The 14,308-nt window shown below is 60.6% G+C and carries 15 protein-coding genes and 1 riboswitch; of the genes, 5 read left to right on the top strand and 10 right to left on the bottom strand.

All coding sequences use genetic code 11. The annotated features are described in order from the left end of the window. Nucleotides 1-15: 15 nt before the first annotated feature. Genes mobB through ACD590_RS11335 form a run of 3 tightly spaced genes read right to left on the bottom strand, consistent with a single transcriptional unit; the run spans nt 16 to nt 2,081 of the window. Nucleotides 16-537, bottom strand: coding sequence for a molybdopterin-guanine dinucleotide biosynthesis protein B (mobB, locus tag ACD590_RS11345; protein WP_439002571.1), 522 nt, complete (start codon nt 535-537; stop codon nt 16-18). Then, nucleotides 534-1,163, bottom strand: coding sequence for a molybdenum cofactor guanylyltransferase MobA (gene mobA / locus ACD590_RS11340; RefSeq protein ID WP_047621368.1), 630 nt, complete (start codon nt 1,161-1,163; stop codon nt 534-536). Before mobA ends, mobB begins: the two co-directional genes overlap by 4 nt. A gap of 9 nt (nt 1,164-1,172) precedes the next feature. Then, a complete protein-coding gene (locus ACD590_RS11335) occupies nt 1,173-2,081 on the bottom strand; it encodes a DMT family transporter (protein ID WP_028733042.1) in 909 nt (302 codons plus the stop codon). Between the two features lie 326 nt (nt 2,082-2,407). Here ACD590_RS11335 and ACD590_RS11330 point away from each other — a divergent pair, with 326 nt between their 5' ends. Further along, complete coding sequence (locus ACD590_RS11330; protein WP_439002570.1) at nt 2,408-3,175, top strand: SDR family oxidoreductase; 768 nt, start codon at nt 2,408-2,410, stop codon at nt 3,173-3,175. An 85-nt stretch (nt 3,176-3,260) separates the two neighbouring features. Here ACD590_RS11330 and ribB read toward each other — a convergent pair whose 3' ends face one another. From ribB to ACD590_RS11295, 7 genes are all read right to left on the bottom strand, one after another. Beyond that, a complete protein-coding gene (gene ribB / locus ACD590_RS11325; protein ID WP_439002569.1) occupies nt 3,261-3,896 on the bottom strand; it encodes a 3,4-dihydroxy-2-butanone-4-phosphate synthase in 636 nt (211 codons plus the stop codon). A 126-nt stretch (nt 3,897-4,022) separates the two neighbouring features. Further along, nucleotides 4,023-4,221: riboswitch (FMN riboswitch) on the bottom strand. Between the two features lie 192 nt (nt 4,222-4,413). Beyond that, the gene (locus ACD590_RS11320; protein ID WP_018446376.1) at nt 4,414-5,196 is read right to left on the bottom strand and encodes a glucose 1-dehydrogenase; all 783 of its coding nucleotides are present in this window, start codon (nt 5,194-5,196) and stop codon (nt 4,414-4,416) included. Between the two features lie 94 nt (nt 5,197-5,290). Then, complete coding sequence (locus ACD590_RS11315) at nt 5,291-5,431, bottom strand: hypothetical protein (protein WP_162710255.1); 141 nt, start codon at nt 5,429-5,431, stop codon at nt 5,291-5,293. A gap of 35 nt (nt 5,432-5,466) precedes the next feature. Beyond that, nucleotides 5,467-6,255: an SDR family oxidoreductase gene (locus ACD590_RS11310; protein ID WP_028733040.1), complete on the bottom strand. Its 789-nt coding sequence runs from the start codon at nt 6,253-6,255 to the stop codon at nt 5,467-5,469. A gap of 22 nt (nt 6,256-6,277) precedes the next feature. Next, nucleotides 6,278-7,756 (bottom strand): sugar ABC transporter ATP-binding protein, encoded by a 1,479-nt coding sequence (locus ACD590_RS11305; protein ID WP_439002568.1) that lies wholly within the window; start codon nt 7,754-7,756, stop codon nt 6,278-6,280. Nucleotides 7,757-7,784: 28 nt separating this feature from the next. Continuing rightward, entirely contained in the window at nt 7,785-8,714 is a 930-nt protein-coding gene (locus ACD590_RS11300) for a sugar ABC transporter substrate-binding protein (protein WP_018242297.1), read from the bottom strand. A 117-nt stretch (nt 8,715-8,831) separates the two neighbouring features. Next, nucleotides 8,832-9,812 carry an ABC transporter permease gene (locus ACD590_RS11295; protein WP_018446373.1) on the bottom strand — a complete coding sequence of 327 codons (981 nt, stop codon included), beginning with the start codon at nt 9,810-9,812 and terminating at the stop codon, nt 8,832-8,834. A 206-nt stretch (nt 9,813-10,018) separates the two neighbouring features. Here ACD590_RS11295 and ACD590_RS11290 point away from each other — a divergent pair, with 206 nt between their 5' ends. The 4 genes from ACD590_RS11290 to ACD590_RS11275 all read left to right on the top strand — a co-directional run bounded on the left by ACD590_RS11290 (nt 10,019) and on the right by ACD590_RS11275 (nt 14,291). Beyond that, nucleotides 10,019-10,831, top strand: a complete 813-nt coding sequence (locus tag ACD590_RS11290; protein ID WP_439002567.1) for a transketolase — start codon at nt 10,019-10,021, stop codon at nt 10,829-10,831. Beyond that, nucleotides 10,828-11,784, top strand: a complete 957-nt coding sequence (locus ACD590_RS11285) for a transketolase family protein (RefSeq protein ID WP_439002566.1) — start codon at nt 10,828-10,830, stop codon at nt 11,782-11,784. The genes ACD590_RS11290 and ACD590_RS11285 overlap by 4 nt, the downstream gene beginning before the upstream one ends. Nucleotides 11,785-11,852: 68 nt before the next feature. Beyond that, entirely contained in the window at nt 11,853-13,319 is a 1,467-nt protein-coding gene (locus ACD590_RS11280) for an FGGY family carbohydrate kinase (RefSeq protein WP_439002565.1), read from the top strand. 21 nt (nt 13,320-13,340) lie between these two features. Further along, nucleotides 13,341-14,291: a sugar-binding transcriptional regulator gene (locus tag ACD590_RS11275; protein ID WP_018242292.1), complete on the top strand. Its 951-nt coding sequence runs from the start codon at nt 13,341-13,343 to the stop codon at nt 14,289-14,291. Nucleotides 14,292-14,308: the final 17 nt, after the last annotated feature.

The following is a 14,308-nucleotide window of genomic DNA, read 5'->3' as shown; positions in this document are numbered from 1 at the left end:
ATTCCGATTTAAGAATTATGCCGTGGCCTGTCCAAGGCCGACGATGCCAGCAATGAAATCGGCGATGGCGCCCGTGTCGTCCAGATCGAAGACCGGCAGGGCCGTATCCGTGACGGCATGATCGGCGGCGATAGCGCAGATATGGGGATCGCTCGGCGCCAACGGTTCACGATTTGCCGCCTCCAGGCGGCGGGCCTCGATCTTCGGGATCGGCTCGCGCTTGTAACCTTCGATCAGCACGAGGTCGCAGGGGGCGAGGCGGGCGAGGATCTTCTCGAACTCAGGTTCGGGGGCACCGCGCAGCTCGTGCATGATGGCGTAGCGGGTGCCGGAGACGATGGTGACCTCGTGGGCGCCGGCCTGGCGGTGGCGGTAGCTGTCGGCCCCGACCTTGTCGATGTCGAAATCATGATGGGCGTGCTTGATCGTCGAGATCCTGTAGCCGCGGCGGGTGAACTCCGTCACCAGTCGGACGGCGAGCCCCGTCTTGCCTGAGTTCTTCCAGCCGGCGATGCCGAAGATTTTCGGTGCGGTCATCCGCGAAGGGCCTCCAGCCAGCGTTCCGCCTCGACGAGATCGTCGGGCGTATTGATGTTGAAGAAAGGGTCGAGCAGGCTGGCGCGGGTCGGATGCAGCGGAAACGCCACTTCCGTAACGTCATGCCGTAACAGGAAGTCGCGTACGCGGCGCTTCTCGTCGGTGGTGATCCAGGCTTCGAGATCGGCGGCCAGCGTCACCGGCCACAGCCCGAAGACGGGATGGCTGCGGCCCTCGGAGGCGGCAATGGCGATCTGCGACGGGTGCTCGATCGCTGCCGCCAGCCGGGCGACGAGATCGGCCGGGAAGAATGGGCAATCCACCGAGACGGTGACGACATGGGTGATCGAGGGCAGGCCGGCGGCATAGACCATGGCTGCATGGATGCCGGCCATCGGCCCGGCCTTACCGCGAAATCGGTCGGGAACGACAGGCACGCCCTCGGCGGCGGCATCGGCATTGACGGCAACGAGCGGGGCCTGCTGCGAGAGGCGGGTCAGCACATGGTGGAGCAGGCTCTCGGCCCCGAGCATCACGCCTGCCTTGTCGCGGCCCATGCGCTGCGAGCGGCCGCCAGCCAATACGACGCCTGCTATATCAGATCTGCCAAGCGAGAATTCAGCCATCATCCTTCCTCAGACCGGCGCGCGCGGCGCGGATTCCTGCGCGATCGGCGATACGCGGCGCTTGGCCTCACGATAGAACGTATAGAGGCCGGAGGCGATGACGATCGCGGCGCCGACGAGCGTCCAGCTGTCAGGCACTTCGGCGAAGAAGAGGAAGCCGAGCAGGGAGGAGAAGATCAGGCTGGTATAGCGGAACGGCGCGACGAAGGAGATTTCGCCGGTACGCATGGCGAGAATGACCGACTGGTAGCCGACGAGCACCAGTACCGAGGCGAGCACGAGATGCCCGAGCGAGGTGGCGCTGACCGGCTGCCAGCCGCCGAGCAGCGGGATGAGCAGTGCGCCGAAGAAGGAGGCCGACATGGCAGTGATGACGGTTATCATCAGCGAGGGAATTTCCGGGCTGATGCTCCGGGTGGCGAGATCGCGGCCGGCCGTCGTCAGCACCGCGGCGACGCAGAGCAGGGCGGCGGCGGTGAATCCTTCCGGGCCGGGGCGGATGATGATCATCACGCCGACGAGGCCGACGAGAATCGCCGACCAGCGCCGCCAGCCGACCGGCTCACCGAAGAACAGCGCTGCACCGAAGGTGACGACCAGCGGCAGCGACTGCAGGATCGCCGAGGCATTGGCGATCGGCATCAAGCCGAGCGCGGTGATATAGGTGACGGCGGAGAGCGTCTCACAGATGATCCTGAAGATAATCATCGGCTGCAGCATGACCCGCCAGGAGCGCAGCGCGCCCATTTTCCAGGCGATCAGATAGACCAGCAGGCTGGTGAAGAGGCCGCGCAGGAACATGATCTCGCCGGCGTTCATATGGGCGATCACCGATTTGGATAGGGCGTCGCTTGCGGAAAAGCCGGCCATCGCCATGCTCATATAGATGGCGCCCTGAGTATTGCGTGACCGCGGCATGAAGAGATTCCCGTTACCTGTGCGCCCCTTTTAGTCGCGAAGATGCATGAAGGGAATCGGATGAATGTCACACCAGGCATAAATCGATGATGCGGTGCACAATGGCACTGATGTCAATGCAGGCGTGTGGGCGGAAGTCCGACAAATGCCTGTTTTATAACGTGAATTCCGATATTTCCGACGCCGCGATCAAGGCGTCGATGAGGACGTCCGTCGCGTTGCCGGTTCGGCCATAGGCGTTTTTCTCGTCCTGCGCGGGAAACGGGTGGCTGCATCGCCTGATGTTTGAGCATCTCAGGTCTCGTAACAACCCAGGAGAGACCGATATGACACTTCTCAACGACAAGATCGCAATCATTACCGGCGCAAGTTCCGGCATCGGCCGCGCGGCGGCGAAACTCTTTGCACGGCAAGGCGCCAAGCTCGTAGTCACCGGTCGGCGGCAGGATGCGCTCGATGCCGTCATCGCGGAAATCGAGGCGGAGGGTGGTCAGGCCGTCGCCATATTAGGCGATGTCAAGGACGAGGCGCTGCAGGCAAGGCTCGTCGAGACGGCAGTTTCGCGTTTCGGCCGGCTCGACATCGCCTTCAATAATGCCGGCATCCTCGGTGAGATGGGGCCGGTCGCCGGGCTGTCGCTGGAGGGCTGGCGCGAGACGATCGAGACCAATCTCACCGCCGCCTTCCTCGGCGCCAAGCACCAGTCGGCGGCGATGGGAAAAGGCGGCGGATCGCTGATCTTCACCTCGACTTTCGTCGGCCACACCGTCGGCATGCCTGGCATGGCCGCCTATGCGGCGAGCAAGGCGGGGCTGATCGGCTTCGTGCAGGTGCTCGCCGCTGAACTCGGAGCGCAGAAGATCCGCGTCAATGCATTGCTTCCCGGAGGCACCGACACACCCGCCAGCATCACCAACGCGCCCGATGCCACGCCGGAAGTGCTCGCCTTCGTGGAGGGGCTGCATGCGCTGAAACGCATGGCGCAACCCGAAGAGATCGCCAATGCGGCGCTTTTCCTCGCCTCCGACATGTCGAGCTTCGTGACCGGCACGGCGATGCTTGCAGATGGTGGGGTTTCGATCAGCCGGACATAGGGCCGGCAAGGGAAGGTGCCGTCAGGTTATCGCTGCGGCACGTTCTTTGTTGCGGCGGGCTATGCCGCCGCAACTAAGGCATCGATCAGGCGACTTCGCGTATGTCTCCTTCCGCCTGGCGGTCGAGGTAGGCGACCAGATCCTCGATGGTGACGAGGGGTAGGTTGTGGCGTTCGGCGAAGAGCGTGAGTTCGGGCAGACGGGACATGGTTCCATCGTCGTTGGCGACTTCGCAGATGACGCCGGCGGGGACCCTTGCGGCGAGGCGGGCGAGATCGACGGCGGCTTCGGTATGGCCGGGGCGGCCGAGCACGCCGCGGGGGTTGGCGCGCAGCGGAAAGATGTGGCCGGGGCGGGCGAATTCATCTGGCTTTGCGCGATCGTCGACGAGGGCGCGGACGGTGGCGGCGCGGTCGGCAGCCGAGATGCCCGTCGTCGTGCCCTTGAGATAATCGACGGAGACCGTAAAGGCGGTTTTGTGCGATTCCGTGTTGTTGGGCACCATCAGCGGAATATCGAGCGCATCGAGGCGCTCGCCTTCCATGGCAATGCAGACGAGGCCGCGGGCGTGGGTCATCATGAAGGCGATTGTTTCCGGAGTGACGGCATCGGCCGCGACCACGATATCGCCTTCGTTTTCCCGGTTTTGGTCGTCAACGACGACGACCATCTTGCCGCTGGCAATGGCTGATATGGCATCTTCAATTGTTGCGATAGTCATGCTGTCTGGCCTTTCAAGGGTTATGTCAGCGTACTGACATGGTCTGCTCGGCTCAATCCGTGAGCGAGCCTTCTGCCCTTGGGCGAACAAACGTCAGCGGACTCCGTGATGGAGTGCGACTGCCCGTGTTGTCCTCTTCCATCCGGACTATACCGTCGGCTCCGGCATCTCACCGGATCTGCTGACCTTCCAGCAATTCAAAGTGCTACAGCGTCGTTTGCGCGTCTGAAAGACGCGCGGCGCTGTGGTGCCGGAAGCGCTCGCGGGCTCCAGGATCACTCCTGATACCGCCGGTGGGGAATTACACCCCGCCCTGAGAACATTTCAAAGATAGGATCAAAAATAGGCAGATGGCAAGGTCAGTCGACCGGGCAAAAATGCAAAGCTGCCCTAACGCCGATGGACACACTGTTCACATGGAGGCGACGACCGGCTCGCCTTCAGTGCTTGGTTGGTGGTTTGGTCCTTCCATGCATGTCGTTGTCCCAAACCACTGCGCACTTTTAGGCGACATGCATCAGGACATGATCAGGCCGCCGTCGACATTGATCGTCTGGCCGGTGATATAGGCGGCGTCATCGCTGGCGAGGAAGGTGACCAGGCCGGCGACATCCTCTCCGGAGCCGGCCCGTTTCATCGGGATGCCCTCGACCCATTCCTTCATCAGTTCGCCGGGGGCGTAGTTGCCGAGCAGCTTGCCCCAGGCCTGGTCGTTGTAGGCCCACATGTCGGTCTCGATGATGCCGGGGCAGAAGGCGTTGACGGTGATCTTCTCGGTCGCGACTTCTTTGGCCAGGCTCTGGGTGATGCCGACGACGCCCATTTTCGAGGCGGCATAATGCGGCGTGTAGATGAAGCCGTCGCGGGCCTGGCCGGAGGCGGTGTTGATGATGCGGCCGCCGCGCTTGTGCTTGCGCATTCTTGATATCGCCTCCTGGGCGCAGAGGAAGACGCCCTTGGTGTTGACGGCCATCACCTTGTCCCACTCGTTTTCGGTCAGGTCCTCGACCCGGGCGATGGTAATGACGCCGGCATTCTGGATCGAGACGTCGACCGAGCCGAATTCCTTCTCGGCGGCATCGTAGAGGGCCTTGACGCTTGCCTTGTCGGTAACGTCGCCGATGAAGGAGATCGCCTTGCCGCCTTCGGCCCGGATCTGTTCGGCAACGCCGTGGACCAGCTCCTCGTTGGCCGAAACGACGAGATTGGCGCCTTCGCGCGCAAAGCGTCTGGCGATGGCAGCGCCGATGCCGCGGCTGCCTCCCGTGATCACGACCGTCTTATCTTCGAAGCGTTTCATGCTCTTTCCTTCCCGGTAAACAGCAAATCTGGGCGTGACCTGCCCTGCGATGATTATTGGAGCTCAAGCGGTTGCCGAGATAATCTTGGCGAATTCAGGCAGTCTTGGGCGCCGTCCGTTCGACAGCCCGTTCGATCGGCGTGAAGGGCGGGCAGACGACGATATCGCACGCCGTCTTGCCCGTTATTCCCTTCAGCGCCTCGATCTCAGCTAGGGAGGAAGCGAGACCGTTCATTATCCAGTTGCCGACAATGAGCTTTCGCCTCGCCATCACCAGCAGCAGAAACCGCCGTCGACGAGAAGATCGACGCCGGTCACGAAGCTTGCCGCATTCGACAGCAAGAACACTGCCGGGCCTACCATCTCGTCCACTGCTGCCATTCGCTGCATTGGCGTTTGCTCTTCGAAGAGCTTGGTCTGATGAACCATCTCCGGACGGGTGTTCATGGGCGTTGCCGTGTATCCGGGGGAGATGGTGTTGACGCGAATGCCGCGGTCGACCCATTCCATCGCCATAGACTTCGACATATGGATCACGCCCGCCTTGGAGGCGTTATAGTGCGCTTGGCTCAGCCCTCGGTTTACGATCACACCCGACATGGAAGCGATGTTGACGATGGAGCCGCGTCCATTCTTCAGCATGGCGCGAGCCTCGGCCTGGCAGGAAAGAAAGACGCCTTTCAGGTTGATATCCATCAACGTCTGATATTGGTCCTCCTCCATCTCTTCCGCCGCGTTCGCGTTAGCGATGCCCGCCGCGTTGACTGCAAGTGTCAATGCGCCGAGATCTGCCTCTGTCCGTGCTATTGCCTCTCCAAGGGAAGACTTGCTCGTGACATCCGCCGCGATCTGGATCGAACGGCGGCCAGCGGCGCGAATATGTTCAGCCGTCCTGGCCAGCCCGTCGTCGGTTCGACGGTCGAGCAACGCCACGTCGGCGCCGCACTGTGCAAGGCCGATGGCAATGCGCTGCCCAATGCCGCTTCCGGCTCCGGTAACGATGGCAACCTGGCCGCTGAGATCGAAAAGCTTCGGGGCGTTCAGAGTGATGTCGGACACCGCTCTTCCTTTCTCTGTCTGTTTAGATGGTGGCTAGCTCCATGACCGAAACGTCATTTGCCTGGTCACGATTGAGAATGCCTGCCTGTTTGCCTTGCGCAAGCACGAGAATGCGATTGGAGACTCCGAGAACTTCCTCGAGGTCCGAGCTTACGACGATGACCGCCACGCCCCGTTTGGCAAGATTGACGATGATGTCGTAGATGCCCGCTCGGGCGCCGACGTCGATGCCTCTCGTCGGTTCGTCGAGTACGACGACCTTAGGATCGCGCATCAGCCATTTCGCGATGACGACCTTCTGCTGGTTGCCGCCGGACAGGTCCGAGGCATATTGCTCCGCACGGCCCTTCACGCCGAACTTGGCAACGGCCTTCTCCGCAAACGAGCGCTTGATGCGCGGCGTAATCCAACGCCCGCCCAGCTTGTCGAGATTGGCGTAGATAATGTTCTCGCCGATCCGGTGCCCGACAACGAGGCCTTGCTCCTTGCGGTCTTCCGGGACCATCACGATGCCCTTGGCGATCGCGTCCGCCGGATCGCGCAGCCTGAGTTCTTCGCCTTCCAGCTTGATCGAACCTGCACTGATTGGGTCCGCGCCCGAAATGGCGCGGACAAGTTCCGTGCGGCCGGCGCCGACCAGTCCGGCGATTCCAAGAATTTCCCCGGCGCGCACTTCGAAGGTAACGTCACGGAATGAGTTGTCCGGCGAGCTCAGCCCCGACACCTGGAGTACTGGATGGTCTGTCGGAACCGGCAGGGCAGGGAACAAGCGGTCAAGCGGGCGTCCAACCATGCTCTCGACGATCGTTCGCACCGGGGTCGCGCTGTCGGAGAATTCCTGCACGCGCTCGCCATCGCGAAGAACGACGATCCGGTCGGTTATTCGCTTGATCTCTTCCATGCGGTGGGAAATGTAGACGATGCCGACACCCTCTGACCGAAGCTTTCTAACCTGTTCGAAAAGAGCTTCCGTCTCCGCGCCGCCAAGGGCGGCTGTCGGCTCATCGAGGATCAGGAGCTTTGCGTTGAGAGCCAGCGCCTTGGCGATCTCGATGAGTTGTTGATTTGCTGTGGAAAGGCCGGCGACTGTCCGCGTTGCGGGTATGTGAAGGTTCAAGCGAGCGAGCTGGTCCTGGGCTCGGCGAACCATTTGGGGACGATCGACGACGCCGTTCTTCATCGGCCAGCGTCCGATGAAGACGTTTTCCGCGATCGACAGTTGCGGCAGAAGCTGCAGCTCCTGGTGGATCAGGACAACGCCCTTGTCAATCGCTTCCCTTGGGGTGGCTGGGGCAAAAGGCTGCCCCAGCCATGTCATTGATCCTTCGGACGGTGTGCGGGACCCAGCGATGATGCCTGATAGCGTTGACTTGCCCGCTCCGTTTTCACCGAGAAGTGCAACCACTTCGCCCGGATAGACGTCCAAGCTGACATTCTTCAGAACCTGGAGCGGCCCATACCACTTGGATATGCCCCTCAGGGAAAGAACTGGATCAGTCATGGCACACCTCCTCAAGACCTCAACTTCATTACGGATGGTTGGCGATGAAGCCTGCGACGTTTTCTTTGGTTGTCAGCGTGGCATCCATGAGCTGGACCGGCGGCACCTTTTCTCCGGCGACAAGCTTGGCGGCGTTTTCAACCGCGTCGCGGCCCATCTTCTGCGTCTGCTGGGTCGCAGTTACGTTGAAGACGCCTTTGCTGAGCGCTTCGAGAGCTGCGGTGTCACCATCGAAGCCGCCAACCACGATCTTCTGGGAAGGATTGGCGACCTTGATCGCCTGCGCGGCGCCAAGGGCGAGGCCGTCGGCCTGGGCGAACACGATCGAAACGTCCGGATTTGCCTGCAGCATATTCTGCATGATCTGGAATCCTTCGTCCTGGCTCCAGATGTTCGAGAACTGCTCGGCGACAACCTTGACGTCCGGATATGCCTTGAGAGATTCAGCACAGCCCTTCGAACGATCGACTTCCGGCGTCGTGCCCTTCTGGCCGTGGATGATGACCATCTTCCCCTTGCCGCCGGCTTCCTTCAGGATGTAGTCGCACACGGCCTTGGCAGACGCGACGGAATCCGTTGCAAGGAATGTATCGCCGGGTGCTCCCTCGGCGTTGCGGTCAACGTTCACGACCGGAATACCAGCGTTCTTCGCGAGCTTGACCGGAACGGTCGCAGCGGCCGCACCTGCGGGAATGTAGATCAGCGCGTCGATTTTCTGGGTCAGGAGGTCCTGAATCTGATTGACCTGTGTCGGCCCGTCGCCCTTTGCGTCGACCGTGATGACTTCGATGCCGCGCTTCTTGGCTTCGGCTTCGACCGATTGCTTGATCTGGTTGAAGAAGTTTGCCTGAAGGTTGGCAACGGCCAAGCCGAGCTTCTTCAGTTCCGCGGCGTGTACGGGGCCGAGCATGAGACCCAGCAGTGCAGCAGACGCGAGCATGGTGCGCGCTATTTTCATTGTATTTCCTCCGTTGTTTGATGGAACCCTCGGGTATGTCCTCCCCCTCGGGGTATTGATCCGCCCCAAACCCTTGGAGCGGAATTCCAGGCCCGCCGACGCGGCGGACCCCGTTCGTCAGGCGCGACGCCGACGAATAGTCTCCGCGCCGACCGCGAGCACGATGACGATGCCGATGATCACTTGCTGCAGGAACGGTGAGACGTTGAGAAGATTGAGCCCGTTGCGAAGGACGCCGATGATAAGAACACCGATAAGTGTTCCTCCGATGCCGCCCGCGCCCCCGGAGAGCGAAGTTCCGCCGATGACGACCGCAGCGATGGTGTCCAACTCATAGCCCAGACCACTGGACGGCTGGACGGAGTCCAGCCTGGCGGCGAGTACGATGCCTGCGAGCCCCGCGAGGACTGAACTTGCGACGTAGACGCCAATCGTCACGAGCGGGACGTTGATACCCGCCAGCCGAGCGACTTCCGGATTTCCTCCCACCGCGTAGAGCATGCGGCCTTCGGACCGGAAGTGCAGGAAAAGCCACGCCGCAAGAACAACCGCAAGCATGAGAAACACCGTGGCTGTCAACACACCGAAATGGCGATCGATTGCCAGCATCATGAACCAGTCGGGGAATCCGACGATCTGCTGGCCGTCCGTGATCATATTTGCGACGCCGCGAGCCGCGGACATCATTGCAAGAGTGGCAATAAACGCTGGAACCCTGAACTGCGTCACCAGTAGTCCGACGATCAGCCCCGAAACGCCCGATGCGACCAGAGCAAAAGCGATCCCGACCGGCAGCGGTAGGCCGGCGACATTCGCAGTCCAGCCCATGACCATCATCGCAAGAGCGAGTGCCGAGCCGACGGAGAGATCGATGCCGCCGATCAGAATGACAAAGGTCATTCCGACGGCCATGATGCCGAGAACCGTGATCTGATCGAGGATGTTGAGGCCGTTCCGAACCGACAGAAACGTGTCGGTGCTGACGCTCAGAAAGACGCAAAGCGCGAGCAGCCCCACGAGTGGGCCGGTGGCGCCCTTGAGCTTGCTCAACCAGGCGCCGGACGAAAGCCTGTGTTCATTGATATCAAGCGCCACCATTGTTCCTCCCTATGCGTAGGCTGATCGCTAATTCGTTTTAAGAATAAATATTCACTTATGCTGGAAAATTCATTAACAAGTTGCCTTTCGGCTGTCAATAGGATTTTCTGGGCTTGCAACTGCCGGTGTACCGCTTAAGGGGCTTGACTAATCGGCGTCTTGTGCAAAAATATTGATAACTGAATATTTATGCATGAGAGGAATCCATGAATACGACAGAACTCGAGCGGGTCGCTCGCGAGATCCGATTGCGCGATCTCCAGGCGGTCTTTGAAGCGGGCGCCGGCCATATTGGCGGGGAGATGTCGGTTATCGACATTTTGACTGCCCTCTATTTTCGTGTGCTGAATGTTTGGCCCGATCAGCCGAAGCACCCCGACCGCGACAGGTTCGTTCTTTCGAAGGGACATACTGCATGCGCTCTGTATGTGACGCTCGCAAAACGTGGCTTCATCCCGGAGGAAGAGATTTCGACCTTTTTGCAGCCGCATTCGAGGCTGAACGGGCATCCAAATTGCAACAAGGTCCCTGGCGTCGAAACGAATACCGGGCCGCTCGGCCACGGTCTTCCAGTCGCAATAGGAATGGCAAAAGCCGCCAAGCTCTCGGGCGCGAAATATCACACCTATGTCGTCACCGGCGACGGTGAGATGCAGGAGGGCTCCAACTGGGAAGCGATCATGGCGGCCGCGCAGTTCAAGCTCGATAACTTGACGCTGGTCATCGACCACAACAGGTTCCAACAGGGCGCCGCCCTGGCGGAAACCAACGATCTCGCCCCGCTTCGTCCGAAGCTTGAAGCTTTCGATTGGGAAGTCAGCGAGATCAACGGGAACAATATGAGCGAAGTCGTTTCAGCCCTCGAATACCGGGGATCGAGACCGCATTGCATCGTCGCCCACACCAACAAGGGGCATGGAATCTCGTTCATGCAAGACCGAGTCGACTGGCACCACAAGGTACCGAGCAAGGAACAATACGAAATCGCATTGGCAGAATTGTCGGAGGCACTGCAATGAACGCGCCAATAAACGCACCCAAGCTCTACGATTGCCGCGACGCATTCGCCACTACGCTTGAGCGGCTGGCAGCCGAAAACGATACGATCGTTGCCGTCTGCAACGACTCCGTGGGTTCCTCCAAGCTCGGCGGCTTCAAGGCGAAGTTTGCAGAGCGCCTCGTCAATGTCGGTATCGCCGAGCAGAACATGGTGGGGGTTGGAGCAGGCCTCGCCAATGGCGGACGCCTTCCGTTCGTGTGCGCCGCCGCTCCGTTTCTAACGGGACGGTCGCTGGAGCAGATCAAGGCCGATATTTCGTATTCGAATGCCAACGTGAAGCTGGTCGGCATTTCTTCTGGAATGGCGTATGGCGAACTCGGCCCGACCCATCACTCGATCGAGGACTTCGCCTGGACGCGGGTTCTGCCTAATCTTCCGGTCATTGCGCCTTGTGACCGCATCGAAACAGCTGCTGCGGTTGAGTGGGCCGCGGCCTACAACGGCCCCTGTTTCCTGCGCCTGTCTCGCGTGGGTGTGCCTGATCTCCTTCCGGAGGGTCACAAGTTCGAACTTGGCAAGGCAAATCTCCTTCGCCAGGGTTATGACGTCACCCTTATCGCAAACGGCACTTTGACTCATCGAATCCTAAAGGCTGCCGAGATTCTCGCAGAACGCGGCATCAACGCCAGAGTGCTCAACCTTGCAACGGTTCGTCCGATCGACGAGGACGCCATCATCGCCGCGGCGAAGGAAACCGGAGCGATCGTCACAGCCGAAGAGCATTCGATCTTTGGCGGGCTCGGTTCCGCGGTCGCCGAAGTGGTGGTCGACAATGCTCCAGTCCCGATGAAACGTCTCGGAGTTCCCGGCGTCTACGCTCCGACCGGTTCGGCAGAGTTCCTGCTCGACGAATTCGGGATGGCGCCGTCCGCAATCGCCGACGCGGCGCAGTCGCTGATCAGGCGCAAGTAACTGGGATCACGTGATCAGCCCGGACGCTTTTTGTCGTCCCGGCTGCCGTCTGATCTGGGGAGGATAGAATGCGGGCAATTCTGGCAATTGACCAGGGCACGACCAATTCAAAGGCAGTTCTCGTTTCCGAAAAGGGAGAAATTGTTGGCAGAGGTTCGGCTCCAGTCGGCATCACCTATCCGAAACCAGGCTGGGTCGAACAAGACCCACGCCGGCTCTACGCATCCGTCTGCGAGGCGATCGACGCCTGCCTGAACGCCGCCCCCGACGTCATTGTCGAGGCCGTGGCGATTTCCAATCAGCGCGAGTCAGTCACGGCCTGGGACGCCGAAACGGGAGAGGCACTTGGACCGGTGGTAAGCTGGCAGTGCCGTCGCACGGCACAGGATTGCGAACGTCTCATTGTCGAAGGCCACCTTGACCGTGTGCAGGCGCTCACAGGCCTGCCACTGGATCCGATGTTCCCGGGTTCGAAATTCCGATGGCTGCTCGACCGTATGCCGGCCGGGCGATCGGTGCGATTGGGAACGGTCGACAGTTGGCTCGTCCACTGCCTGACGGGTGGGCGCCGGCATGTCTGCGATGCTTCCAATGCCGCCAGGAGCCAGTTGTTCGATCTCCAGGAGCAGAGATGGAGCAAGGAACTTGGCGAGATTTTCGGCGTGGATATCGCGCTCCTCCCCGAAGTACTCGACAGCTCTGCCGACTTCGGCAGGACGCAAGGGTTGCCAGGCGTGCCGGATGGAACTCCGATAATGGCCGCGATCGGAGACAGCCATGCTGCGCTGTTCGGCCATGGCGCATTCAAGCCGGGCGATGGCAAGGTAACCTTTGGAACCGGCTCTTCTATCATGACGACGCTTCCGCGATTCATTCCCCCACGCAACGGCGTCACAACGACCGTCGCATGGCGTCTCAGGGGAAAGCCGACTTTCGCTTTCGAAGGCAATATTCTCGTTTGCGCCGCCAGTCTCCCCTGGATGGCAGGCATTCTCGGCCTTTCAGACGTGGCGGCCCTTGTCGAACTTGCGGCGAGCGCCGAACCGGGCGGACCGGGCTTCGTGCCAGCATTCGTGGGACTGGGCGCACCCTATTGGAACTCGGACGCCCGTGCCCTGTTCTCTCAGATCAACTTCAATACGACACGTGCGCAAATGGCGCGGTCGGTAACCGACTCGATCGCCTTCCAGGTGCACGACGTGATCGCCGCCATGCGTGCACAAAGCGGCGGCGAGCTCGGGGCGCTCTATGTAGACGGCGGACCGAGCCAAAACCGGTTCCTGATGCAGTGTGTCTCGAACCTCATCGAACATCCCGTGATCCAATGCGAAGCACCCGAGGCGTCGGCTTTGGGAGCCGCATATCTCGCGGGTCTCTCACTTGGCTTGTGGAGCGATCTTCATGTTATCGCAGAGCTGCCCCGGAGCTCGCATATCATTGACCCGGAACCCGTGGATCGAGCGGTGCTTCTGAATACATGGAGCGATGCACTTGCCCGCTCGACGTCCCGCGAAACAACGGCTAATGATGAATAAAAATTCACCCTAGGATTAGCGATGACTCGCCTCAATGAACTCCGCCTCATCTCAAGGGTCGCCCAGATGTACCATTTGGAGGGACGGCGACAGGCGGAGATCGCAGAGCACCTTCGCCTGTCGCAGGCGACGGTGTCGCGCATGCTCAAGCGTGCAGAGGCTGAAGATATTGTCCGAACCAGCGTGACGCCCCCGGTTGGCACCTACAGCGAGCTCGAGGGCGCGCTTCGCGAGAAATATGATTTGCCGGAGGCGATCGTCGTGGAGTGCACGGAAGATCGGGACGGAGCCATCATGGCCCGTATCGGAGAGGCAGCGGCTCATCTCTTGGAGGTGACGCTTGCGCCAGGGGAGATCATCGGCGTTTCGAGTTGGAGCCAGACCATCTCCAAGATGGTCGAGAACATTCATCCGCTGAAGAGCGCTCAGGCGAAATACGTCGTCCAAACCCTTGGAGGCATGGGCGATCCTTCAGTGCAGACGCATGCGACGCAGCTTACCACGCGGCTTGCTCGCCTGACCGGCGCTGAGCCAAAACTGCTCGCTGTGCAGGGCGTTACGACGTCCAGAGAGGCAAAATTTCTTATGCAGGCCGATCCATACGTTCGGGAGACGATGGACTTGTTCGGCAGCATAACGCTTGCGATTGTCGGAATCGGAGCAGTCGAACCGTCCGAACTTCTCGCACGGTCCGGCAACATCTTTTCGTCTCGCGAACTCTCTGATCTCGCGGAAGCGGGAGCCGTCGGCGATATCTCACTTCGCTTCTTCGATAAAAACGGCAAGCCGGTCAAGACACCCCTGGACGACCGGGTCATAGGGCTTCCACTCGAGGATCTCGAACGGGTGGACCGGGTCATTGCTCTTGCCGGTGGGTCCAAAAAGACTGACGCTATCGCAGGGGCGCTCCGTGTGGGGGTTATCGACATGCTTGTTACCGACAAGTTTACCGCGCAGCGATTGATCGACTGATGAGGCAGACTGATTTT

Source organism: Rhizobium sp. 862_C5_N1_2, from assembly GCF_051811205.1.
GTDB lineage: Bacteria > Pseudomonadota > Alphaproteobacteria > Rhizobiales > Rhizobiaceae > Rhizobium > Rhizobium leguminosarum.
This window is presented reverse-complemented; position numbering and strand designations above follow the sequence as displayed.

Bases quoted from the DNA above. Each gene is read 5' to 3' on its own strand.
- mobB (WP_439002571.1), bottom strand. From the start codon at position 537: ATGACCGCACCGAAAATCTTCGGCATCGCCGGCTGGAAGAACTCAGGC.
- mobA (WP_047621368.1), bottom strand. From the start codon at position 1,163: ATGGCTGAATTCTCGCTTGGCAGATCTGATATAGCAGGCGTCGTATTG.
- ACD590_RS11335 (WP_028733042.1), bottom strand. From the start codon at position 2,081: ATGCCGCGGTCACGCAATACTCAGGGCGCCATCTATATGAGCATGGCG.
- ACD590_RS11330 (WP_439002570.1), top strand. From the start codon at position 2,408: ATGACACTTCTCAACGACAAGATCGCAATCATTACCGGCGCAAGTTCC.
- ribB (WP_439002569.1), bottom strand. From the start codon at position 3,896: ATGACTATCGCAACAATTGAAGATGCCATATCAGCCATTGCCAGCGGC.
- ACD590_RS11320 (WP_018446376.1), bottom strand. From the start codon at position 5,196: ATGAAACGCTTCGAAGATAAGACGGTCGTGATCACGGGAGGCAGCCGC.
- ACD590_RS11315 (WP_162710255.1), bottom strand. From the start codon at position 5,431: ATGAACGGTCTCGCTTCCTCCCTAGCTGAGATCGAGGCGCTGAAGGGA.
- ACD590_RS11305 (WP_439002568.1), bottom strand. From the start codon at position 7,756: ATGACTGATCCAGTTCTTTCCCTGAGGGGCATATCCAAGTGGTATGGG.
- ACD590_RS11300 (WP_018242297.1), bottom strand. From the start codon at position 8,714: ATGAAAATAGCGCGCACCATGCTCGCGTCTGCTGCACTGCTGGGTCTC.
- ACD590_RS11295 (WP_018446373.1), bottom strand. From the start codon at position 9,812: ATGGTGGCGCTTGATATCAATGAACACAGGCTTTCGTCCGGCGCCTGG.
- ACD590_RS11290 (WP_439002567.1), top strand. From the start codon at position 10,019: ATGAATACGACAGAACTCGAGCGGGTCGCTCGCGAGATCCGATTGCGC.
- ACD590_RS11285 (WP_439002566.1), top strand. From the start codon at position 10,828: ATGAACGCGCCAATAAACGCACCCAAGCTCTACGATTGCCGCGACGCA.
- ACD590_RS11280 (WP_439002565.1), top strand. From the start codon at position 11,853: ATGCGGGCAATTCTGGCAATTGACCAGGGCACGACCAATTCAAAGGCA.
- ACD590_RS11275 (WP_018242292.1), top strand. From the start codon at position 13,341: ATGACTCGCCTCAATGAACTCCGCCTCATCTCAAGGGTCGCCCAGATG.